The organism is Pseudomonas sp. NPDC089392 (genome assembly GCF_044749595.1).
In the GTDB taxonomy this organism is placed as follows: Bacteria; Pseudomonadota; Gammaproteobacteria; order Pseudomonadales; family Pseudomonadaceae; genus Aquipseudomonas.
In genome coordinates this window covers 111204-131999 of the sequence record NZ_JBIVIF010000003.1, presented here as the reverse complement: position 1 = coordinate 131999, position 20796 = coordinate 111204, and the positions used below count along the sequence as shown (strand labels likewise).

Sequence of the window (20796 nt, the reverse complement as noted above, 5' to 3'; positions counted from 1 at the left end):
GCACCGGTTATGCCGGTGTTCGCGGGACACGCCCGCTTCTATCAAACAAAAGATAACTCACTGTTCTTTCAAGCGAAAAAACAGGTGCGCGGGGTCAATGGCGGCGAAGTGTTCACTCTTCTATACGTGGTCACAGCAAGCTGTGCCGACAGGGACTAACGCCGATGCCATTTGGGCCACTCTCTCATTCGGGAGCAAATCTGCACACCAGTGCGGTCTACGGCCTCTTTCCCGCGCATTGGGAACCATAGCAAAGCATTCGGCGGCTGACCTACCCGGATCAGTCATCGAATGCTTTTCTAGATCTCTATGTCAGTGCAGATCTAAAGTCATGCGCATCCTGTTTGCTGCGCGATAGCAGCCCGGAAGGGCTGGGTGATCTCCCACAGGATCACCGCAGTCTTTAAGACCGGTGCAGTGTCTTCCTTGAGGTAGACGGAGGCAGGGGCAACAGAAAACTCAACAGCGCCCCCACCACCAGCAACACCGTGGCATAGACAATCCCTGCAGTAAAACTCTGGGTCAGGTCCTTCAACCAGCCAACCACCAGCGGGTTCAGCGCCGAGCCGATATTGCCGAACGCATTGATCACCGCAATACCCATCGCCCGCGCCGCGAACGACAGCGCCTGGTCCGGTGTAGTCCAGAAAATCGACATGGCGGTATACGACCCTGTGGCAGCCATGCAGATACCGCACAGCTGCACCAACGGGTTACCGGCATACGCAGCAAACAGCCAGCCGGCGGCAGCCACCAGCATGGGCAGCACCAGGTGCCATCTACGTTCCTGGCTACGGTCAGAATGCAGCCCCCAAACCACCATGCCGATGATCGTGCACACCTGCGGGATCATCGCCAGAAAGCCGATAGTGCTGTTACTGCCGTCGGCTGCACTGATGCTCTTGATGATCAGCGGCGTCCACACGGCAATCATTGCCAACGTGTTCACCAGGCAGAAGTACACCAGGCTGAACAGCAGCACGGTAGGCGAGAGCATTTCACGTAACAGGCTGCCGGGTTCATCGTCTTCAGTACGGGTTGCAAGCGGTTTATCTGCAGCCAGGGCCTGCTGCAGTTGTTGCTTGTCTTCCGCGCTCAGCCAGTGGGCCTGGCTTGGCGTGTCGTTCAGGTAGCCGAAAACCACGAAGCCCATCACCACGGAAGGCATGCCTTCAAGCAGGAACAGCCACTGCCAGCCGTGCAAGCCCCACACCCCGTCCAAGCTCAGTATCAGCCCCGAGAGCGCCGAGCCGAAGCCCGCGGTAAACGGCATGGCGATCATGAACAGCGCATTGGCGCGTGCCCGGTACGCCGCAGGGAACCAGAACGTCAGGTACAACAGCACACCGGGCAGAAAACCGGCTTCGGTAATCCCGACCAGTATCCGCAGCAGGTACAGGCTGCTGGCATCGGTGGCGAACAGGGTCGCGGTCGAGGCCAGCCCCCAGGCGATCATCAGGCTGCCAATCCATTTGCGTGCGCCAACCCTGGCCAAGGCCATGTTGCTGGGGATACCACAGGCGATATAGGCGATGTAGAACAGCGTGGTGGCCATGCCGAACTGGGTGCTGCTCAGCCCCAGGTCGCCCATCATGGTCAGGCCGGCAAAGCCGATGTTGATGCGGTCGAGAAACGACAGCACAAAGCACAGGAACAGAAAGCCCAGCAGGCGCCTGGAGACTTTGCGTATCACGGCTTGCTGGGGGCTGCTGGCGGTTTTTATCGTTGTAGTGGGGGCAGTGTTCTGGTGCATGTGGGCGCCTGGTTATTATTGGTTTCAGCGGCACCGGCTCCGGTGCTATGGCAACTGCAGGTTCTACAGGTCTTGTAGCGCCGCCTGGGTCAGCTCGGTAAAGGCTTGGGCATCGCCAAGTGCTTGGGCGCTGAGCAGTGCCAGCTTGGTCAGGAACAGCTCGGCCTTGGCCGGTGTGGCCTGGTCCAGGGCATCTGCCAGTACGTCGTAAACCACTTCCAGGTCTGCTGCGGTCAGGGTGTGCATGGCGGTTCCTCTCAGTGCTTGCCCAGGGCGGTGTCGATGGCGGTGTGCAGTTGTGCAGCCGATACCTGCAGCCAGCGGGCGCAGATGTGCTGGTCCGGGCGTACCAAGTAGGCGCCGTTGCGGGTGATGCCGTACTTGGCAGCGATATGGCCGCTGGCGTCGTCGATCAGCTGGTCGGCACCGCGGACGGCGGCCTGGGCGCTTTGCGCGATCGCGATGATCTGCAAGGGCACGCCGCTGCTGCGAATGACATTCGCCTGCTCGACCACGTCGCTTGGGATGCAGTCACTGTCGGTGAAGTAGAGCAGGTAGAAGCTGGCACCCAGGCGGTCGAACAGGTAGTCGTCTTCGCCCAGCCGAATGTTCAGCAGCGGTGCGCCGTTACGCGGCCCAGCCGTAAAACGCTGGTTGTCGTCAGCCGCACAGTTGAGCAGCGAGTCGGCGTAGTCGTGTGGCCGCGAGGTGCGCCAGTGGTACAGCGGGCGCACGAACGCCTGGCTCAGCGACAGCGACAACACCGCATCACGCACCAGGCGGTAACCCGCCGTGGGTGGCGCCATGAAGCGGGTACTCTTGCCGGCCTCGCTGATAATTTCCCGCGCGGCACTCACGCGTTCGCTGGAATAGGACGGCAGCAGCTTGGGGCCGGCCAGGCCCTTGAGGGTCAGGGCCAGTTTCCACACCAGGCCATGGCAATCCTGGAACCCGGTGTTGGCGCCACGCACGCCGAAAATCGGCAACAGGTGCGCTGCGTCCCCGGCGAATATCACGCGCTGGTGAATGTAGTCCGGCAGGGTCAGGGCGCGGGCCGAATAGACCGAGCTCCAGTCCATTTCCCATTGCGGGTCTTCCACGCCGAGCATATTCAACTGGGCATTGATGCGTTCGCGCAAGGATTCGGGCTGCAGCGCCTGTTCCGGGGTTTCGTCTGGTGGCAGTTGGTAGTCAATGCGCCAGATATCACCCGGTTCGCGGTGCATCAGTACGGTGTTGCCCGGGTTCCAGGCCGGGTCGAAGTAGGCCAGGCGCTCGGTGGGCAAGCCCAGGTCAATCTTGATGTCGGCGATCACGAAGCGGCCTTCGTAGGCGGTGCCCTCAAGCTTCAGGTCCAGCAGCGTGCGCAGTGTCGAGCGGGCGCCGTCAGCCGCTACTACCCAGTCAGCATCCAGCTCATAGCTACCGGCAGGGGTATCGATGCTTAACCGGGCGAAGTCGTCATGTTGCGCCAAACCGGTAACGCGGTTGCCCCAGCGCAGCTCCACCAACGGGTTGGCCTCGGCGGCGTCCGCCAGAAACTGCTCCAGGTAGGGTTGTTGCAGGTTGGTCATGGGGGCGTAGCGGTCGTCTGGGGCGTGCGGGTTTTCCATACGAAACACCCGCTGGTTGCGGTAGTACGAGTTGCCACAGCTCCATGGCAAGCCAAGCGCGCAGACCCGCTCGGCGACACCCACCTGCTGCAAGATTTCCATCGAACGCCGGGTGAACACGATCGCCCGGCTGCCTTCGCTCACTTGCCGCTCTGCCGCCAGCACCACACAGGCGATGCCATGGCGGGCGAGGTCCAGGGCGGTGGTCAGGCCGATTGGGCCGGCGCCAACCACCACCACAGGCTTGCGTTCAGGTTGGGCGGCGCCAACGCTGGCGGTGTGGGCAGGGAAGACCTGATAGTTGAAATAGAGGGAGCGGCGCGGCTCGCTGTGGGGCTGATGCATAGCTATGCACATCCTTATTTTTGTAGGTATTCAGGTGTGCGAATGACTGTACTTGAGGCGGCAGCGAGCGATGTCCCCTGGAGGGGACAAGCGAAGGGGCCTTGGTTTGTCGTGCGGCAAAAATACTCTCACCGAGCCGACCACGGGGGGATAGCCGTTGCCCCTTGGCAATGCTGCTATCGCAGCCCTCGCCAACGCTTGCCGAAGCCGGCATAAATTGGCAATCTCACCTGCAATATCAAAAAGATATCATTCGGTGCTCCAAGCCCTGACTTGCTGCCTTAGGCGAAGAAACCGAGGAGTGCTGGTCGCCCGCCATGCATGCATGAATGCATGGCCGCGTCAGGAAAAATCAAGATAAGTTCGTGCACTCGTAGTGGACGCCGACTGGACGTTTTTAGAGGCATTGACGCCTCTCTGAAGGAGATTTTGATGCAAGAGCAATCGATAGAACTGTTACGTGATGAGGCTCGCAGGCTGCTCAGTCTGGAGCTAGGCCTGTTGCACCATGTGCAGGAAGGCGAGGGTGTGCTGTCTGACGATCAGGGCGATGAGCATCAGACTTTCAGCAAGGCGAATGTGGTCAAAGAGATTGGTTACCTTGAAGGTGAGCTGGTCAAGGTCGGCGAATTGAAGATGGTCCTGGCCGTCGTTGGCACTATGAAAGCCGGTAAGTCGACCACGATCAATGCCATCGTCGGCCATGAAGTACTGCCTAACAGAAACAGGCCAATGACTGCGCTGCCGACGTTGATCGAGCACACCCCTGGCCAGGCCGAGCCAGTATTGGAGCTGAAAAACTGCAAGCCGATCAACGATCTCATTGCGCAGCTTGGCAAAGTAATTTCGTCTGACCGAGGTGACGCTGCGCTGCAGAACCTGGAGCGTACCGATGACATGCTCGACCTGCTGCGGTTGATCGACCAGCGCGGCAGTTTCAAAGACCTTTATGAAGGGTCGGAGAACATTTTCTGGTTCCTCAAAAGCTTGAACGACCTGGTTCGGCTTGCGGCGTTTCTGGAAGTTGAATTCCCGTTTGGCAGCTATTCCAGCATCGAAGACTACCCTGTCATCCGCATCGAGTTCGCTCATCTAGGCCAGGCAGCAGGTCAGGGTAAGCTGGCACTGCTAGATACTCCCGGCCCCAATGAGGCGGGCCAGCAGCATCTTCGCAAAATGCTCAAAGAGCAGTTGAAGAAGGCTTCGGCAGTCCTGGCTGTCATGGACTTCACACAGCTCAAATCTGACGCCGATGAGCAGGTGCGCAAGGAGTTGGATGAAATTGCCGATATCGCCGAAGGTCGGCTGTTTGCTCTGGTAAATAAATTCGACCAAAAAGACCGCAACAGTGACAACGCCGAGCAAACCCGTGCTTTCGTGGCCGAGTCGCTGATGAACCGCAAAATTGATGCGGCTGATGTCTATCCTGTTTCATCACGCTGGGGCTACCTGGCCAGCCGTGCCCAGCAAGAAATAGGCAACCACGGCAAACTGCCCGACTTCAACGAGGCCAACAACGCCTGGGTCGAAGACTTTGGTCAGTTGGTGCTAGGCATGGACTGGGAGGAGGCACTAAACGACTCTGCCAACGTCCAGCGCGGTGCTAGCCTCCTTTGGAAAAAATCGAACTTCGCCGAACCCCTGGAGAAAGTGATCTTCAAGGCCCACCGGCAAGCAGCGGTTATGGCATTGTCGTCTGCTGCGTCGAAGCTGGTCGACACGGCGACTCGCCTGGCACGCTTCCTGGAAGTACGTGATACCGCGCTCGCCAAGGGCGCCGAAGAACTCCAGGACCAGATCCGCACGCTGCGCGATGACATTGTCATGATTGATCGCCTGGAACAAGACAGTGAAGCGTCTTCGCAGGACGCGCTGGCAGAAATCAAGTGTGAGATGAGCATGACCTTCACCAGCCTGGCGGAGGCTATCAAGCGTGAGGTCGGCGAAGGGTTCAAAGCGGGAAAGCAACAAGAGCAGCAACAAGTCGCCGCTCGAATGCAGGCACCGCACCCAACAACCATGGCAGGGCTACTCGGAGCGTTTAACGGCTGGTTCGGTGGCGAACGGGCTCGACCTGCACGCACGGGTTTCGACTTTGAATTCGACGAAGCAAGCCCGGTGATCAATTTCGATAAACAGTCCCAGGCCGAAGCGCTGCTGAAAAAAATCGAAAGCGGTGTGCAAGTCATCATCAGCGAAGGTGAAGTCGAGTTGGTGAAGCGCATGGGTGAGATCCTCAAGGACTTTCGCACCACCTTCGCAGACGATATCGAAGCCGAAGCCAACAAGTTGATCGCCGGCCTGAATGAGCGCCTCAATCGCAGCGGCTTTGCCATTGATGTGAAAATCCCGGACACGAGCCCGCTGACCCTCAAATATACCGCCAGCGATATTCTGCATGACTCGGTGGACAGCAAGCACCGTAGCGTCACGCGCTCGCGCCGTAGCAAAGGGGCGTGGGGCAAACTCTGCAGCTGGTTCGGCACCTCTGACTGGGGCTGGGAGGAGTACACCGTCAAGCAGGGGTATTACGCCGTCGATATCAACAAGGTCCGCAAAGCCATCGACACATCGATCGAGCAGCTGTTCAAGGACCTGGAGGCCTCTGCAGCGGAGACCATCGCTCAACCGCTGAATGAAGGTCTTCACAGCTTCTTCGAGCAACTTAAGGGCAGCATCGAAAGTATTCGAAGCGACTTGCAACAAAGCATCCGCGATCAGGAGCGTAGCCAGGACGAGCAGGCTGCATTGGCTGGTTTGCTTTCCAGTTACAAGCGTGAGGTCATGCCCATCAAGCGCGACAGTGAAGAGCTGCTGCGCGATGTTAGCCCTGCCGGGGTAGCAGCATGAGCGAAGCCCATAGCGATGAACTTGTTGTCGAAATGAGTCGCCTGTTTACCTGCCTGCCAGAAAAGTTTGTGGTGGATTTTGCCAACGGCATTGATGTGGTGCGGGAGCGCCAGAGACATATGTCGACACGGACGGGTATGTTTGCTCGTTTTTACGACGGTTTTACTGGCAAGGCCGCCCGGGACCAGGCAGAAATCAATGCCAGCCTCACCGACGGCGTCGAGGGGGCGCTGGAGTGGCTGGGCGAATTGACTCAATCGTCGGCCAAGAGCAACCGCGCAATCTATCAGGTGCAGATGCGGGTCAATGGTCTGAAGCAGGACCTGGCTACGGTCGCCAACTATGCGGCCGATACTCGCTACGCGCTGGAGCAGCTTTCGCAGAATTTGGGTGATCGCTGCAGCGCTCTGGAGCAGAAGGTTGCGCACATAGACAGTACGCAACGTGCGCAATTGCACCTCGACAGTATGATGGGCAAGTGGGGGGCGGGTCGGTTCGCAGGACTCAGCCTCACTGGGCGGTGCTATGCGGTGCTCGAGGAATTGCGCTGGGGGGCATTCGGCGATCACTGCCTGATGATTTCTGGAACTGAGCGTCAGCAGTTGCTGGAGGACTTGGCTAACCGGGTAATCATACAGTTGAGCCTTGAAGCTGGGGTGGGGCAAGGGGAGCGCATCGCTACCCGCAACCGCTGGCTGGCGCGGCCATCGCTTGATGGGCCATGGCTCGCGGGCGAAGAGACGCTTGCTTATCTGGGGGATTGGTCGTGCCCGGATCGCTCGCCGATGACCTATGCCATTTCGCAGATGCCTGATGAGTTACCACTCCAGGTCCCCCTTCTGGGCTCAGCGCGGCGTATGACTGAAGGCCTGGTCAGCGAATTGTTCCTGGAGGCTTGTGTATGAATACATCCATGAAAGTGGGCTTGGTGCTGTCGGGTGGAGGAGCGAAAGGCGCTTACCAGGTTGGCGTACTGAAAGCCTTGCGTGAGCTGGGTACTCGCATCGATGCGGTTTCGGGTGCCAGTATCGGTGCACTCAACGGGGGTATTCTCGCGTCTGCACCGTCACTGGATGTTGCCATCGAGCGTCTGGAGCAGTTGTGGGGACGGTTGAGCAAGCACTCTCCCTTGAGCGTGAAAATGCCAGGCTATGTGTCTTTGCTGGTGGCGGCAGGCTTACGCCTGAACGGCGCACCTGCCATTCTTGCGGCAGCTCATGGTGCCAAACGCCTGGCCCAACGCTTTGATGTCGAGCTCCCTGAATGGCTGGATGGCTGGGAAGACGGCTTTCTGGACGACCAGCCGTTGCAGCAATTGATGGATGAGTTCCTGGTCAGTAAAGATCTGGCACGTGGCTTGCCGTTGTACGTCTCCCTTTACGAGAGCCTGGGAGGGGTCGAGGACATTACCCGTGCCGTGTGCGCTGAACTTGGCTTTGGAGATACGCCTCAATCGCAGTTTTTCCATGTCCAGTCGATTGCTGACGAGGCCGAGCAGAAGCGCATCTTGCTGGCCTCGGCGGCATTGCCGCTGCTCTTCAAATCACGTCGTCACGCCGGGCGAAGCTGGTCGGACGGAGGGCAGGGGGGGTGGCAAACCATGCAAGGTAATACGCCGATTACCCCATTGCTGGAGGCGGGCTGCAATTTGCTCATCGTCACCCACCTTAGCGATGGGTCTGTCTGGAGCCGTCAGCGTTTCCCTGATGCTACCGTATTGGAGATTCGTCCGACAAAGAGCTTGGCGCGTGCTACTGGGGTCATGTCGGGTGCCCGTGATTTGCTCGGTTTCGATTGCGAAAAAATTCCATCGTGGATTGAGCAGGGCTACCAGGACACGCTTCACTGTGTAGGGAGAGTGATGAAGGCACAGGGTGCACGCAATGAGCTGCGAGCATCTGAAGTGGCCTTGACGCGTATTGATCACGAATCCGCTCGCACTGACCAGGTGCTAGCCGATGCGATGTCTCGCTTGAAGTGATCTAGGCGAGAGACGGGCGGGTTCTGCTCGTCTCTCATCACGTGTAAGGCTTTAAACCCATGAAGGTGCTCGCCTTGCCTGACGAGGCCGGGGCGAGCGCCGGCCTGTAGGAGCGGGCTTGCCCGCGAACGGCTGCGCAGCAGCCCCACTAACGTATCAACGCCGCCGCAACACAGCGGCCAGCCCAACAGTCAGCCCCACCGCGCATAGCATGGCCACCCCAATGGTAACGCCAACACCCCAAGCCTCAAGCAACCCCGCCAACACCAGGTAAAAAGCAATCACCCCCACCGCGCCAATCGCATTGCCCCGCACCATCGCCGCCATCCCGGCCCGCCCGTCTTGCACATGGGCGAACAATGCCAGCGGCCAGGCAATCACCGGTATCGGCGCCAGCATCCCGCTGGTTGCTGGGCCAAGCCAACTGGCCAGGCTGGTGGTGATCATCAGCAGGGAAGTGGCAGACACCATGCGCAGGGGGATCTCCCAGTACCGGTGCCGGGGCCGGGCCAGGGTGTCGGGCCTGGGCTCGCGGCCGCTGGCGCGTATCAGCACGCCGATCAAAACCAGCGCCACGGCAATCGACAGGTACAGGCTGCCCCAGTGGGTAAATGCGTAGGCGGCCAGGCCATAGAACAATATCGCCAACAGTACGGCCGGACCGATGCCCAACCTGCGCGTGGCGAACAGGTAGAAGGTGTAGGTGGCCTGCACTGCTGCCAGGCCGCCCAGCGCGCCGGGCACCGCGCCTAGCGCAAAGGCCGTGCCCTGTTCCAGGCACAGGAAAGACATCACCAGCGCCGAGGTAATCGGCAGGCCGGACAGCAGCCCACCCAGCAGGCCGCCCCAGCGCCGTGAGGCGAGGGAGATGGCCCACATCAGCAGGGGGGTGACGATGAGTTTCAGGTAGAACAGGGTCATTGCGGGGCTATCCAGGTTTGCAGAAGGTGCGCCCGCCGTCGGCATTGGGTGGGGCGCGGGTGTATCAACCGCGGCTGGCCTCCAGGGCCTGGGCCAGGTCGGCGATGATGTCGTCGCTGTGCTCGATGCCGATAGACAGGCGCACCATGTCCCGTGGCACGCCGGCCTTCTCCAGTTCCTCGTCGTTGAGCTGGCGGTGGGTGGTGGAGGCGGGGTGGCAGGCCAGCGACTTGGCGTCGCCGATGTTCACCAGGCGCACCACCAGCTGCAACGCATCGATGAAGCGTGCGCCGGCCGCCTGGCCGCCCTTGATGCCGAACGACAGGATCGACGCCGGCTTGCCGCCGGTGTAGCGCTGCGCCAGTTCATGCTCGGGGTGGTCGGGCAGGCCAGCGTACTTCACCCAGGCCACTTGTTCGTGGGCTTGCAGGTAGTAAGCGACCTTCAGCGCGTTCTCGGTGTGGCGCTCCATGCGCAGGGCCAACGTTTCCAGGCCTTGCAGGATCAGGAAGGCGTTGAACGGCGACAGCGCAGCGCCGGTGTTGCGCAACGGCACCACGCGGCAGCGGCCGATGAAGGCGGCGGGCCCGAAGGCTTCGGTATAGGTAACGCCGTGGTAAGACGGGTCGGGGGTGTTGAGCAGGGCGAAGCGCTCTTTGTTGCCGGCCCAGGGGAACTTGCCGGAGTCGATGACGATGCCGCCGATGCTGGTGCCGTGGCCGCCGATGTACTTGGTCAGCGAGTGCACGACGATATCGGCGCCGTGCTCGAACGGCCGGCACAGCACTGGGGTGGCCACGGTGTTGTCGACGATCAGCGGCACACCGTGGCGGTGGGCGGCCTCGGCCAGTGCGGCGATATCGACAATATTGCCGGCGGGGTTGCCGATGGACTCGCAGAACACTGCCTTGGTGCGTTCATCAATCAGCGCTTCGAGAGCAGCGATGTCGTCATGGGCGGCGAAACGGGTATGGATACCCATGCGCGGCAGGGTGTGGGCCAGCAGGTTGTAGGTGCCGCCGTACAGCTTGGCCACCGAGACGATGTTGTCGCCGGCCTCGGCGACGGTCTGGAGGGCGTAGGTGATGGCCGCCATGCCCGAAGCCACCGCCAGCGCGCCGACCCCGCCCTCGAGGGCGGCCATGCGCTGCTCGAGCACGTCGTTGGTGGGGTTCATGATGCGCGAGTAGATATTGCCCGCCACTTTCAGGTCGAACAGATCGGCGCCGTGCTGGGTGTCGTCGAAGGCGAAGGAGGTGGTCTGGTAGATGGGTACGGCCACCGCCCTGGTGGTCGGGTCGGGGCTGAAGCCCGCGTGGATGGCGAGGGTTTCCAGCTTCATGCAGTCGTTCCTTGAGCGTGGGGTGGAAGCGTTCGAGCATGCGGTGGCGCAAGGGCGTGGGTCAAGGATGTCGTGGTGGTGTGCCATTGAGTGGCGTCGCACACCGGCTGGTTGAAACCGATTGGATACTCGAAATCACTGGCCCAATGAGCAGAGGAGAGGGTAAAAAGACCGAAGTTAGGCAACCCCATCAGCATCAACGTTGAATGCCATTTGAGAAGACGGGACGGGTACTGCAATTCATGGAAATCACTCAGCTGCTCAAGACTATGCTGCGCTACAGGGAAGCTCTCGAGGTCCATGGCATCCGAGATACTGGCGGTTACGCTGAATTGCTAGCGGCCAGGGCGCTCTGTGCAAGTCGCAACAAAAGTAGTGTTGAGAAGGGTTTTGACATCCTGTGTCCGCAACTGGGTAGGATTGAAGTGAGATCCAGATGCTTGCCGCGGAGCGGTAGACATGAGACTCGCATTGAGCTCCCTGACAAGAAGGAGGGTGGCTTCGACTACCTGCTGGGTATCCTGTTCGACCCGGATATTGAGGTTGTTGGCGGCTTCCTGCTTCCTCATCATGCTGCCATAAGTCTATCTCGGCTGCAGCAATTCAAACGTATTCCATTTGCGACTGGGCTGGCTCATCCGCAGGCGATCGATATTACCGAAAAGCTCAGGCTAGCCCAGAAACAGCTTTGAGTTGCGCATGCCTCGTTGCTGGCCGCTATTGCTAAAGTCCTGCTGTAAACATGGGCCATTTTCTGTTTTTGGGCTTCCGTAACTGGGAAATAGGTATCGCACATTGGATCAGTCAAGACCAACTCCCCCGTTGATGGCCTGACCATCATGTTGTCGAGTCTTACGTCAAGTGCTGCTTCGTGTTGATCAGCAAAATGTGCGGCCGTTTCCCACGCTTTTAACATGCCTGAGTACTCGTCATGGTGATCAGCGAGCTGGGAGCAGCGCTCTCCAAACTCAACCAAAGCTTCGCCATGCAGTTGGCTCTCTTCGTCTTCAATCAGTTGCGCCAGGATCAAGCTGATGTCTGCTGCGAGCTTGCTGGCAAGAGGGATAGGTTGCAGGACCTCAACCTCAGCCAGCCAATAGAAGCAATCGTCGTCTTCGTCCGATGGTGCGACTGGGCCGTAGTCATGCAGAATGTTCGTAACGTGTGGGTTAAGTTTTGCTGATTGCTCTGCTATGAAATTGTGCCCGCATCCTTCGCGGGTCAAACGATACAGCCGGTTCTCAGCCTGATAGAGCATGGTACTCGATCCGTGCGTGAAGTAACTGGCTGACTTCAACGGCTCATTGACCAGAACGTAGTCGAAGAGCGGACCTTTGAATAGAGTGCTCATGGTGTGTTGCATCCTTGATCGTGGTTGCGACGCAAGTTTGAGGTGGGCTACTTGGGTGCCATGTCGATAACCTTGGTCGCGAAACACTTCGGCTTCGGGTGCGGCTCAACCAGACGCCAAGAGGAACTTGCCCAACGGGCAGACCAGGTGATCTTGCCGGTGGAGCACGTGATCACCCAGCCAGTATGTCGACATACTGACGATAAAGCGCCTCCTTCTGCGCCGGCGACATGTTCTCCGCTGGAATGTACGCGCTGAACATGACCCCGGAATAGTCAGGGAAGCTGGCTTCCGTCAATCGCTTCATGGACAAGTTGAGTAGCGCCTCATCGACGGCCTCGATGAACTGCTCAAGGGTGACGGGCTCGCCTTCACTGCTCAGTTCAGTCCACAAAGCGCCCTGTTGAAAGACAGTGCTATCCCACGCTCCCCTGAACAGATACTGCGCCAGCAGTTTCAACGCGTGGTCATCCCACAGGCGGTAGGTTTTGTACTTTTGTTCATACTCATCACAAACACGACCGACGATATCCTGGAACGTCAGCCCCAGCTTGCCTGTATCGCATCGCAGGCGGAAGCCATCCTCTTCTTGTGTAAACCCGACTTCATTCTTCACGGGGTGCGAGGTGCATAGCTTGAGCGCCACTGCATAGGAACTACCGATCAAGCGATCATCATTTCTCCCCATGGTGGCAACATTTCGCACGATAAGCTTGGCAAGGTAGTCGAGCAGTTCTTTGAAGATATAGTCCCGCTTTTTTCTGACCCAAGCCTCATCATAAACAGGCTGGCGACCGTCATACACGACGTTGCTTGGAATGCCAGGCTCAAGCGGCCGCTCGAAGCGAGCCAGCGGCAAGTCAAGGCCATAGGCTTCCTCGAAATTGCGCAGCCCTTGTTTGATGTCCTCGATCAGTTGGTCGCGTTCGGCGATCTGATACTCGTCCAGGCCATAATCGGCGCCATATTTCATTCCATTGCCTCGGTTTCCGAAGGTGCCAGAGTTGGTCGTGCGGCGAAATACTATCACCGAGCCGACCGAGGCAGGAAAGCCCTTCAGCGTTGGCAATGCTGCTATCGCAGCGCTCGCGCACGCTTGCCGAAGCCGGCATAAATTGGCAATCTGCGCCGCAATATCAAAAAGATATCATGCAGTGCTCCAGGCCCTGTGCATGGACGCTTCGCTAAAAGGGATTTCCCATGCCGCACGCTGTGAAAACGATCACCCAGGCGCTGGATGAAGCACGCGCCTTGATGGCCGATTGGGTCGAACCAGACGGGGCCAGTGACGCTGATACATTGGGCGAGCTCATCGGGGTGCTGGATAACCGCACCCTGAATGACGCCATGCGCAAGCTGTCCGCGCCGTTCCACCAGGGGATCAACCGCAAGCTGTTAGCCCCGCGCTACAAAGTCACCCTCGACCTGTTGCACAAGTACGGGGTAATGGTTGACCCAAGCTCGCTCAGCGATGAAGTCATCGAACGCCTCTATCCGCGGGTCAACTACCCGCGCTTCAGCTACGGGCAGACGTTGCGTGAATGGAGTGATGCGGTGCTGGGGGAGGGTGAACAGGTGCAGTTCTTCCTGCCGCAGGCGCCGCGCCGCAATACGCACTTGGCTACCGTGCAGTTCCTCAGTGATGACATTCGCGAGCTGACCGATTCGTTGGTCAAAGCGGCATGCCCGGCTGATGAGGCCGAGGTGGAAGCCGCTGTCGAAGACAGTGCCTATGAGCCTGAAGCGCGGTCAGCAGCACCCAAGGCTCTCGCCGCCGAGGCCCAGGACATTACTTCGGGCGCGCGGCGTGGCATCAACACCCTTATAGCCCTGGCTGAAGAGGCAGAGGAGCGCTGGTCGCCCGCCATGCGTGAATGCATTGCTGCAGTCCGGAAGGATCACGAGCGAGACGATGAGGCCGACACGCTGGATGTGATGGTCGAGTTGGTCGACCGCCTCGACAGGCTGGCCCGCGAAGCGCGCAGGCTGCTGCAGGAGCGCGACACGGCTGCAAGCTGACGGCTTGTCGTCCCGCAAGTCCCATTTTTCCAAGTATTGGCAGTACGTCGCCCCGTTCAAGGACCGCCCCATGAATCAAGCCGTGAGTCCACGGCAACTTGCGCCATCGCTACCGCTCGAGGTAGATGGTATCGCTGTTGCCTCTACAACCTTGGCCAATGTGTTCAAGGCCGCAAAAATTCCATGCAAGCACGGCCGCTTGATTTTTGGCCATCTGCAACTGCCCGAATATCAGCGGCCTTACCGCTGGGGCGAAGAGCAACTGGCACGGTTGCTGGGGGACCTGAGGGCGTTCTTCAGCAACGATACGCCCCCCCATGATTTCTACCTGGGCAGCATCATCCTTCATCAGGAAGGTGGCAACGCGCGCGAGCGCGGCCGGCTGAACATCATCGACGGCCAACAGCGCATCACCAGCCTGGCGCTGCTTCATTACCTGCAGCATGGTGACAAGGGCGCACCTGAGTTGACGTATAGCTCACCGGAAAGCCACATGTGCATCCAGCGCAATCTACGCTGGCTCGAGCAGCAACAACTGCCCAAGGTGGACTTTTCGCGTATCAATGTGACGTTGGTGGTCACGCGACACGAAGATGATGCCTACCGCTTCTTCGAAACCCAGAACACATCGGGTGTTCGTCTGGCGGGTGCGGACATTATCAAGGCTTACCACCTGCGCAGTGTGCCCAACACGGCACAAGATGATTTCGCTCGTGCCTGGGAGCGCATGGGGGATATCAAACCCCTCGTGGCCAACTTCATGAAGGCCCGGCACTGGCAAACGCTGCGCTGGCGAAATGTAGCCAGTGACCGCGACCCTGTGCTCGAACGAAAGCAGATCGTATCCGAACTGGCGGAGCATACGCTGTCGGCTGGTGGGGACATCGCCTATAGGCGGCTGCAGGTGCATCGTGACCCTTGGGGTAAGGAAGCGCATATTGCCCAGGTGGGCTACGCCATGCGCCAGCCGCTTGGGGCAGGCGTGAATACCATGCGCTATGTCGAATATTTTCATGGCCTGCGGAAATCGTTGCTCGCCGTCAGTGAGCATCCGGCCGTTGGTTCATTCGGTTACTACTACAAGCGCTTGGCCATTGATGCGCGCGGTAGTGTGTTCCTGACCAGGGCCTACGATTGCGCCTTGCTCATGTACGCCAGCCAGTTTGGCAGTGCGCGCCTGCTCGAGGCCAGCCTCTGGATTTTCCGTATGGTCTTTGCACTGCGTCTGATCAACGATGTCAGCGTGCGTGAGGACGGTGTACAAACTCACATTCGAAACAAGCCCTTGCTGGACTGGATTTCCACAAGTCATACCCACGATGAACTTCTGGATTATCTGCGCGCATACAAGTACCCGGCCAGTGCCGAGAACCTCGATGTGAACAGCATCAAACAACGCTTCGTTCGATCAGTCTCCGGCACGCTCGGCTTCGAGTTGCCATGGCCAGATGCCGACCAGATCGCAGCTTCTTACGATGTTGAGCTTTGTGCCGCCATCGACCGAATCTGTCTCGCTGACGCTGCCCGCCAAGGAGGCAAATGATGAACGCCCAGGTGCAAACCCATGTACAGAGCGCGGCATTGCTGTGTGAGCAAGGCATCGCGCTGACCATTCCGTCCTACCAACGGCCTTATGTCTGGCCCAGTGAGGATGTGAAAGATCTGCTGGAGCAAATCATTCAGGCAAGCGCCGTCGACGACTACGGCCAGCCTGCGCAATCGCACTACTTCATTGGTACCGTGCTGACCAGCCAGGTGCCGACTGGCGCGTCTTCGGCTGCGACCGTGACCTATGAGTTGATCGATGGCCAGCAGCGCATGACCACCCTGATGGTGCTGGCGTTGGCATTCTGCGCGCTGGTGCCTGATTCGCCTTTGCGCTCGCTGGTAGTGCTGGGTGACTCGCCACGCCTCACCTTTAACATCCGCGAGGAAGTGCAGGCACGCTTGAGTGCCTGGGCGGGGCTGGTCGATGACGCACAGCTGGATGAGAAGGACGCGGCGAACCCTTATCTCACTCATTTGTACGCAGCTCGCAAAACTGCCTCCGACAGGTTGAAGACACTGCAGGCTGCGGGTGGGAGCGAGGCCGTCGAGCGCGTCGGCCATTACCTGTTCAACCAGGTGACCTGGGTCAACAACGTCATGCCTGCCGGCATGGACTTGAACAAATTGTTCGCCACCCTTAACACCAGCGGTGTACAGCTGGAGCAGACCGACATCCTCAAGGCGCGCCTGATGGAGCGCATTGTGCATCATCGCGCCAGCTACGAAGGCATCTGGCAGGCCTGTGAGAACATGGGGAACTACTTTGAGAAGAACCTGCGCGATGTCTTCAAGGGTACCAGGTGGGGCGGCCTGAAGTTCATCGACCTTGCCAGGTACTCGCGTGATGATTTTTCCATCGACCGTTCAGTTGCAGGTACTCAACCTGGCCGGACGATCAGCCAGATTTCTGCGATGAAAAACCTGGCTGAATCGACCCCCCATGCTGAAGAGGATGAGGGGGCTCGCTACCAGTCCATTATCAGCTTTGGCTTGCTGCTGATGCATGCGTATCGCATCTACCGGCACAGGGCCGGCCTGCATGATATCGAATCACGGCTCAACGACAGCAACCTGAATGCCAGCTTTGCCGTGTTCGTCAATCAAGCCAGTGCAGCTGAAGCCAAGGCGTTCATGGAGTGTCTGTGGCAAGTGCGCTTCCAGTTCGATCGCTGGGTGGTCAAGTGGGTGCGCCTGGGCGAAGAAGACGAGCGCATGCTGCGTTTGTGTTCGTTCAACAACCGCAGCAAGGGCAATGGCCCGGACTGGCGTGCGGTCAACCAAGAAGTATCCAACCTTGGTCAATTGCAAAGCGTGCGCTACTTCACCGGCGAGCGCAGTGCGCAGTACTGGCTCACGCCGTTCCTGGGCCGGTTGGTTGAAGAGCCAGGGTTGACCGAGCCGCAGGTGCTTGCTTTGCTCGAGCAGATCGACAACCAACTGTCGCTGACTGAGCTGACCCAAAAGGAGGCCAGCTACCAATTGTTGTCTAGCGACATCGTAGCCTCGGCCCCGTTGACGAGTTTGCTGAGTTATCTCAAGCAGGCGCATGGAACCGGGTTCGAGCACTATTGGTTCCAGAAACTGGAGTACATCCTCTGGCGTGAACGGCACGCGTGCAAATGGCTCGACGCTGGCAAGTTGAATGTTTATCGCGTCACTTCAAAGAATTCGGTCGAGCATGTTCATCCGCAGAACGAAGAGTTCAACCGGGCGTTGCCGGATGATTTGCTGCATGGCTTTGGCAATCTGGTGTTGCTCAGCCCAGGGGAAAACTCCTCGTACAGCAATCAGGCCGTGCTCAAGAAGCAGGCGGCTTTCCGCGCCAAGCTCAAGTACGACTCCTTGAAACTTGCGCATATGTTCCATGTGTTGGGTAAGGGAGAGGAGTGGGGGAGGGAACAGATCGAAATCCACTCGCAAGCGATGCTGGCTCTTGTCGAGGTTCACTACGGCGCGTGAATCGAGATGAAGGGGGCTGGGGCTGTGATGGTCGAGAACGCAACACTGGGTTGAGGGGCATACTTGCGTACTGGTTGGCTCCTGCTCCATTGCACCTGGGCTGACTGTAAAGATATGCAAAGTTTCCCTATGCCATCACACCGCAGCTCTAGAATCCGCCCGCTGCCGAACCGGCCAACGGTGGGCAGCAGATCTAGCCTTGTGGAGTGTTGCAATGAAGTCGAAACACCTTTTCCGCGCAGCCCTGGTTGCGGCGTTGGTATCTGCCTTGTCGGGTTGCTGGATGTTCATGCCGCCGGGTGGTGGCGGTGGTCATGGTGGTGGCCACGGCGGCGGCAGTGGCGGTGGCTTTGGTGGCCATCAGGGCGGCGGCCCTCGCTAAGCTGACGCCGCGATGGAACGCCTGCCCCGGCCGGGCTGCAACAGCGCATCCGGTACGAGGCGCTACGGATTTGGCAAGTCGCTTGTAGGAGCGGCTTTAGCCGCGAACACCGGCGCAGCCGGTGCCATGCACAGTGTTGAATTCTTCCCGGCTGAAGCCGCTCCTACAGAGCACTGGAATCCACTTCGTGCTCATCAGCAAAGGCCATGAACATCTGCAGGTCGAGCGCTTCCAGCCTGATCTGGGCAATGAAGGCCGAGAAGGCCAGGTTGGCGGCCAGCCGGCGCATGTCGCTGGCCCAGGCGGGTACATAGGTTGGAGCTTGCAGCCAGCCAGCCTCGAACAGCGGCGCAAGGCGCACGGTGTCGGCCAGGCTCAGGCGCCCTGCGAACAGATGGCCTACCAGTTCCGCGCGGTTGTCACGGATCGCCACGCGCAGCAAGGTATGCACGCCCAGCAAACCAGTCAGATAGGCTGCGTCCTTGGTGAAGGCCGAGCCGCCACGCAGGTCGGCACCGCGGAAAATCCGTTGGGTGGAACGGAACGACTCTTCCGGTGATTGACCCGCCTTTAGAAAGCCTTCGAACACCTGGATGAAATCCGCGCCTTCCAGTGCCTGCTGTACCCCGAGCACGCGCAGGGCAATACGGCGCAAGCGGTTGATGTCCATGCTGCCGGTGAACAGCTCGGCCAGCGTGGCAATGCCCTCCTGGGTCTGGGTGGTGCGCGGCGCGCCGAGGCCCAGGCACTTGAGGTTGGGCTGGTTGGCGCCGTTCTGTGCCGTGGCGACATGCACGAAGGCCTCGTGCTGCAGCAGTTGCTGCTTGTCCAGTTCGCTGAACAGGGCACTGGCCCGCAGGCGGATACGGCTGCTTCCGGCGATCGCCTTCGAAGCCAATGCCGGGTCCAGCACGGTCCTGATACGGCCAGCACCGAAAAAGCTGTCGAGCTCTGGTTGCATCCAGGCGGCGAAATCTTCGGCCGGGATGTCGGCCTCGCTCGGCGGAATCTGCTCGCCGCCGAGCAGGGCGTCGGTGGTCTTGAGGAAGAAGCCAGCCGCGTCGAGCATGGTCAGTTTCTGCCTTGGGTAGAAAAAGTCCGGGCGGCGGTACAGCGCTGACGAATAGCGCGTGAATGCGGGCGTGCCGATCGCCCCCAGCATGCGCCCGGCAGTGGCATAACTATGTGCTGTTGTGGCCAGGAAGTGCCCAGCCGGGTGCCCCGGATCGCACTGCCCGATAAACGCCTCCAGCGCGGCAATGTCGGCGCTGTGGTCGCGCGGTTGCAGCGCCACCTTGGGCAACTGCGCCTTCCCGGCACGCCAATGCGTCAGGAATTGCTGTTCGACGCCGTCCGGCCAGGCCAGTGCCTCAAGCACGCGGATCTTGCGAGCCAGGCCGGGCAGGGCGTAATCGAGTTCGGACAGCGAGGCAGCCATAGGGCAGTCCCTGAGAGACCAGCTTTCATTGCAACAGCATAGATGGCGCCGAGCCTGTTCGACGACATGGCAACAGGCCAAGTGTATGTCTTGCGGTTTGTGGTGATGCACAGATCGAGCGCCGCCCGCGCGGCGCTTCGCAGCACAAGGCTGCTCCTACATTTGTTTCGGGCCAATTATTCCTGTGCCAGGTGGGTGGAAGCCTTGGTGCATGGCTGGAGATCGATGAAGGGCAACTGCGCCCCCTTCGATATCGAATGGAACAAACAAGGCGGACAGCGGTGACCTCACAGGCGTGACTGGCCCGAAACAGATGTAGGAGCAGCCTTGTGCTGCGAAGCGCCGCGCGGGCGGCGCTCGATCTCAATCACACTCAAGGTATTGGCCAACGACAGCGACCCGGATGGCGACCTGCCGCTCTCGGTCGTGAGCCTGGGGCATCCAGACTCGGGCCACACACTCGGCGATACCGAGCACGCCGGGGTGCGCAGCATCGGCCCGGACTTGCTGGGGGTGACACGGCAACGGGACCCGGCCTGGCTTACCCGCTGGATCAAGGAGCCTAACGTCATGTTGGCAGAAAAGGACCCTTTGGCCATGCAGCTATACGAACAATACAACCGCTTGGCCATGCCCAACCTGCGTTTGGGCGACGTCGAGATTGCGGCCTTGCTGACCTACCTGGATGAGCAAGCCGAGCGCTTGCAGCCGCTCGCGCCGATCAACAACGCGCAAACAAGCAACTGACAAAGGAGTGCACCCATGATTGCCCGTCTCATGGCTTTTTCTGTTCTCTTCGCCTGCAGCCCATTGAGTTTCGCCAATGAATACACGGTCGGCGAGTTGCTGGTCAGCCACCCATGGTCACGAGAACTGCCGGCTGGCCTGCCGGCTGGCTCGGCCTACTTCAGTGTGACCAATCACGGGGAAGAGGGCGATCGACTGATCGCAGTCAGCAGCCCTCGTGCCCAAGTCAGCAAGCTGCATGCCCAGGGCGTCAGCGATGGCCTGATGAACATGACGCATGTGGCTGCCATGGACATTCCTTCCCATACCGAGGTGACGTTCCAACCCGGCGCCAACCAGGTGATGTTGTCCGGGATGGAGGCCCCATTGAAAGCGGGTGAGCAGTTTGCGCTGACGCTGGAGTTCGAGAAGGCCGGCAAGGTTGAAGTGCAGGTTCGCGTCCTGCCGACCGAAGCACAGGCAAGCCACGCTACCGGCCACGTTCACTGACAGCCAGCTGGGCCAGCATGGGGTTGGAACGGAGATTGCTTTGACCCTGATACATTGA

Annotated in this window: 17 protein-coding genes and 1 pseudogene; 10 read left to right on the top strand and 8 right to left on the bottom strand. The window is 59.5% G+C overall.

Going from position 1 to position 20796, the window contains the following annotated elements; all coding sequences use genetic code 11:
* Positions 1-403: 403 nt before the first annotated feature.
* The 3 genes from ACIP1G_RS04240 to ACIP1G_RS04230 form a co-directional block, all read right to left on the bottom strand.
* Positions 404-1753, bottom strand: a complete 1350-nt coding sequence (locus tag ACIP1G_RS04240; protein WP_400734105.1) for an MFS transporter — start codon at positions 1751-1753, stop codon at positions 404-406.
* A 63-nt stretch (positions 1754-1816) separates the two neighbouring features.
* Positions 1817-1999, bottom strand: coding sequence for a DUF2783 domain-containing protein (locus ACIP1G_RS04235; protein WP_400734102.1), 183 nt, complete (start codon positions 1997-1999; stop codon positions 1817-1819).
* 11 nt (positions 2000-2010) lie between these two features.
* Positions 2011-3711: an FAD-dependent monooxygenase gene (locus ACIP1G_RS04230; protein WP_400734099.1), complete on the bottom strand. Its 1701-nt coding sequence runs from the start codon at positions 3709-3711 to the stop codon at positions 2011-2013.
* A gap of 432 nt (positions 3712-4143) precedes the next feature.
* Between ACIP1G_RS04230 and ACIP1G_RS04225 the strand changes: the two genes are divergently transcribed.
* Genes ACIP1G_RS04225 through ACIP1G_RS04215 form a run of 3 tightly spaced genes read left to right on the top strand, consistent with a single transcriptional unit; the run spans position 4144 to position 8542 of the window.
* The gene (locus tag ACIP1G_RS04225) at positions 4144-6561 is read left to right on the top strand and encodes a dynamin family protein (protein WP_400734096.1); all 2418 of its coding nucleotides are present in this window, start codon (positions 4144-4146) and stop codon (positions 6559-6561) included.
* The gene (locus ACIP1G_RS04220; RefSeq protein ID WP_400734094.1) at positions 6558-7466 is read left to right on the top strand and encodes a diguanylate cyclase regulator RdcB family protein; all 909 of its coding nucleotides are present in this window, start codon (positions 6558-6560) and stop codon (positions 7464-7466) included. The genes ACIP1G_RS04225 and ACIP1G_RS04220 overlap by 4 nt, the downstream gene beginning before the upstream one ends.
* Positions 7463-8542 (top strand): patatin-like phospholipase family protein, encoded by a 1080-nt coding sequence (locus tag ACIP1G_RS04215; RefSeq protein WP_400734092.1) that lies wholly within the window; start codon positions 7463-7465, stop codon positions 8540-8542. Before ACIP1G_RS04220 ends, ACIP1G_RS04215 begins: the two co-directional genes overlap by 4 nt.
* Positions 8543-8698: 156 nt before the next feature.
* Here ACIP1G_RS04215 and ACIP1G_RS04210 read toward each other — a convergent pair whose 3' ends face one another.
* Positions 8699-9463, bottom strand: a complete 765-nt coding sequence (locus ACIP1G_RS04210) for a hypothetical protein (RefSeq protein ID WP_400734090.1) — start codon at positions 9461-9463, stop codon at positions 8699-8701.
* Positions 9464-9527: 64 nt separating this feature from the next.
* Positions 9528-10805 (bottom strand): bifunctional O-acetylhomoserine aminocarboxypropyltransferase/cysteine synthase, encoded by a 1278-nt coding sequence (locus ACIP1G_RS04205; RefSeq protein WP_400734089.1) that lies wholly within the window; start codon positions 10803-10805, stop codon positions 9528-9530.
* A gap of 242 nt (positions 10806-11047) precedes the next feature.
* On the opposite strand from ACIP1G_RS04205, the gene ACIP1G_RS04200 reads away from it, so the two are divergent.
* On the top strand, positions 11048-11497 hold the full coding sequence (locus ACIP1G_RS04200; RefSeq protein ID WP_400734087.1) for a hypothetical protein: 450 nt from the start codon (positions 11048-11050) through the stop codon (positions 11495-11497).
* Here the strand turns inward: ACIP1G_RS04200 and ACIP1G_RS04195 are convergent.
* Positions 11440-12156, bottom strand: a complete 717-nt coding sequence (locus ACIP1G_RS04195) for a hypothetical protein (protein ID WP_400734084.1) — start codon at positions 12154-12156, stop codon at positions 11440-11442. The genes ACIP1G_RS04200 and ACIP1G_RS04195 overlap by 58 nt on opposite strands.
* Positions 12157-12328: 172 nt before the next feature.
* Positions 12329-13225, bottom strand: a complete 897-nt coding sequence (locus ACIP1G_RS04190) for a hypothetical protein (RefSeq protein ID WP_400734082.1) — start codon at positions 13223-13225, stop codon at positions 12329-12331.
* A 131-nt stretch (positions 13226-13356) separates the two neighbouring features.
* Here ACIP1G_RS04190 and ACIP1G_RS04185 point away from each other — a divergent pair, with 131 nt between their 5' ends.
* The 4 genes from ACIP1G_RS04185 (at position 13357) to ACIP1G_RS04170 (ending at position 18064) form a co-directional block, all read left to right on the top strand.
* Complete coding sequence (locus ACIP1G_RS04185) at positions 13357-14175, top strand: hypothetical protein (protein ID WP_400734080.1); 819 nt, start codon at positions 13357-13359, stop codon at positions 14173-14175.
* 70 nt (positions 14176-14245) lie between these two features.
* Positions 14246-15718 (top strand): DUF262 domain-containing protein, encoded by a 1473-nt coding sequence (locus ACIP1G_RS04180; RefSeq protein WP_400734079.1) that lies wholly within the window; start codon positions 14246-14248, stop codon positions 15716-15718.
* Positions 15718-17682: a DUF262 domain-containing protein gene (locus ACIP1G_RS04175; protein ID WP_400734077.1), complete on the top strand. Its 1965-nt coding sequence runs from the start codon at positions 15718-15720 to the stop codon at positions 17680-17682. Before ACIP1G_RS04180 ends, ACIP1G_RS04175 begins: the two co-directional genes overlap by 1 nt.
* Positions 17683-17896: 214 nt before the next feature.
* Positions 17897-18064 (top strand): hypothetical protein, encoded by a 168-nt coding sequence (locus ACIP1G_RS04170; RefSeq protein WP_400734074.1) that lies wholly within the window; start codon positions 17897-17899, stop codon positions 18062-18064.
* Between the two features lie 163 nt (positions 18065-18227).
* On the opposite strand, the gene ACIP1G_RS04165 is transcribed toward ACIP1G_RS04170, so the two are convergent.
* Positions 18228-19502, bottom strand: a complete 1275-nt coding sequence (locus ACIP1G_RS04165) for a flavohemoglobin expression-modulating QEGLA motif protein (RefSeq protein ID WP_400734071.1) — start codon at positions 19500-19502, stop codon at positions 18228-18230.
* A gap of 447 nt (positions 19503-19949) precedes the next feature.
* Here ACIP1G_RS04165 and ACIP1G_RS04160 point away from each other — a divergent pair.
* Both ACIP1G_RS04160 and ACIP1G_RS04155 read left to right on the top strand, forming a co-directional pair.
* A pseudogene (locus ACIP1G_RS04160) lies at positions 19950-20249 on the top strand (electron transporter SenC); the annotation flags it as partial.
* Between the two features lie 15 nt (positions 20250-20264).
* Positions 20265-20738: a copper chaperone PCu(A)C gene (locus tag ACIP1G_RS04155; protein ID WP_400734069.1), complete on the top strand. Its 474-nt coding sequence runs from the start codon at positions 20265-20267 to the stop codon at positions 20736-20738.
* Positions 20739-20796 lie beyond the last annotated feature (58 nt).

What these genes read in the sequence shown, in the direction of transcription:
- ACIP1G_RS04180 (WP_400734079.1), top strand. Translation starts at nt 14,246, where the DNA reads ATGAATCAAGCCGTGAGTCCACGGCAACTTGCGCCATCGCTACCGCTC.
- ACIP1G_RS04230 (WP_400734099.1), bottom strand. Translation starts at nt 3,711, where the DNA reads ATGCATCAGCCCCACAGCGAGCCGCGCCGCTCCCTCTATTTCAACTAT.
- ACIP1G_RS04170 (WP_400734074.1), top strand. Translation starts at nt 17,897, where the DNA reads ATGAAGTCGAAACACCTTTTCCGCGCAGCCCTGGTTGCGGCGTTGGTA.
- ACIP1G_RS04165 (WP_400734071.1), bottom strand. Translation starts at nt 19,502, where the DNA reads ATGGCTGCCTCGCTGTCCGAACTCGATTACGCCCTGCCCGGCCTGGCT.
- ACIP1G_RS04175 (WP_400734077.1), top strand. Translation starts at nt 15,718, where the DNA reads ATGAACGCCCAGGTGCAAACCCATGTACAGAGCGCGGCATTGCTGTGT.
- ACIP1G_RS04240 (WP_400734105.1), bottom strand. Translation starts at nt 1,753, where the DNA reads ATGCACCAGAACACTGCCCCCACTACAACGATAAAAACCGCCAGCAGC.
- ACIP1G_RS04220 (WP_400734094.1), top strand. Translation starts at nt 6,558, where the DNA reads ATGAGCGAAGCCCATAGCGATGAACTTGTTGTCGAAATGAGTCGCCTG.
- ACIP1G_RS04195 (WP_400734084.1), bottom strand. Translation starts at nt 12,156, where the DNA reads ATGAGCACTCTATTCAAAGGTCCGCTCTTCGACTACGTTCTGGTCAAT.
- ACIP1G_RS04155 (WP_400734069.1), top strand. Translation starts at nt 20,265, where the DNA reads ATGATTGCCCGTCTCATGGCTTTTTCTGTTCTCTTCGCCTGCAGCCCA.
- ACIP1G_RS04235 (WP_400734102.1), bottom strand. Translation starts at nt 1,999, where the DNA reads ATGCACACCCTGACCGCAGCAGACCTGGAAGTGGTTTACGACGTACTG.
- ACIP1G_RS04200 (WP_400734087.1), top strand. Translation starts at nt 11,048, where the DNA reads ATGGAAATCACTCAGCTGCTCAAGACTATGCTGCGCTACAGGGAAGCT.
- ACIP1G_RS04205 (WP_400734089.1), bottom strand. Translation starts at nt 10,805, where the DNA reads ATGAAGCTGGAAACCCTCGCCATCCACGCGGGCTTCAGCCCCGACCCG.
- ACIP1G_RS04225 (WP_400734096.1), top strand. Translation starts at nt 4,144, where the DNA reads ATGCAAGAGCAATCGATAGAACTGTTACGTGATGAGGCTCGCAGGCTG.
- ACIP1G_RS04210 (WP_400734090.1), bottom strand. Translation starts at nt 9,463, where the DNA reads ATGACCCTGTTCTACCTGAAACTCATCGTCACCCCCCTGCTGATGTGG.
- ACIP1G_RS04185 (WP_400734080.1), top strand. Translation starts at nt 13,357, where the DNA reads ATGCCGCACGCTGTGAAAACGATCACCCAGGCGCTGGATGAAGCACGC.
- ACIP1G_RS04215 (WP_400734092.1), top strand. Translation starts at nt 7,463, where the DNA reads ATGAATACATCCATGAAAGTGGGCTTGGTGCTGTCGGGTGGAGGAGCG.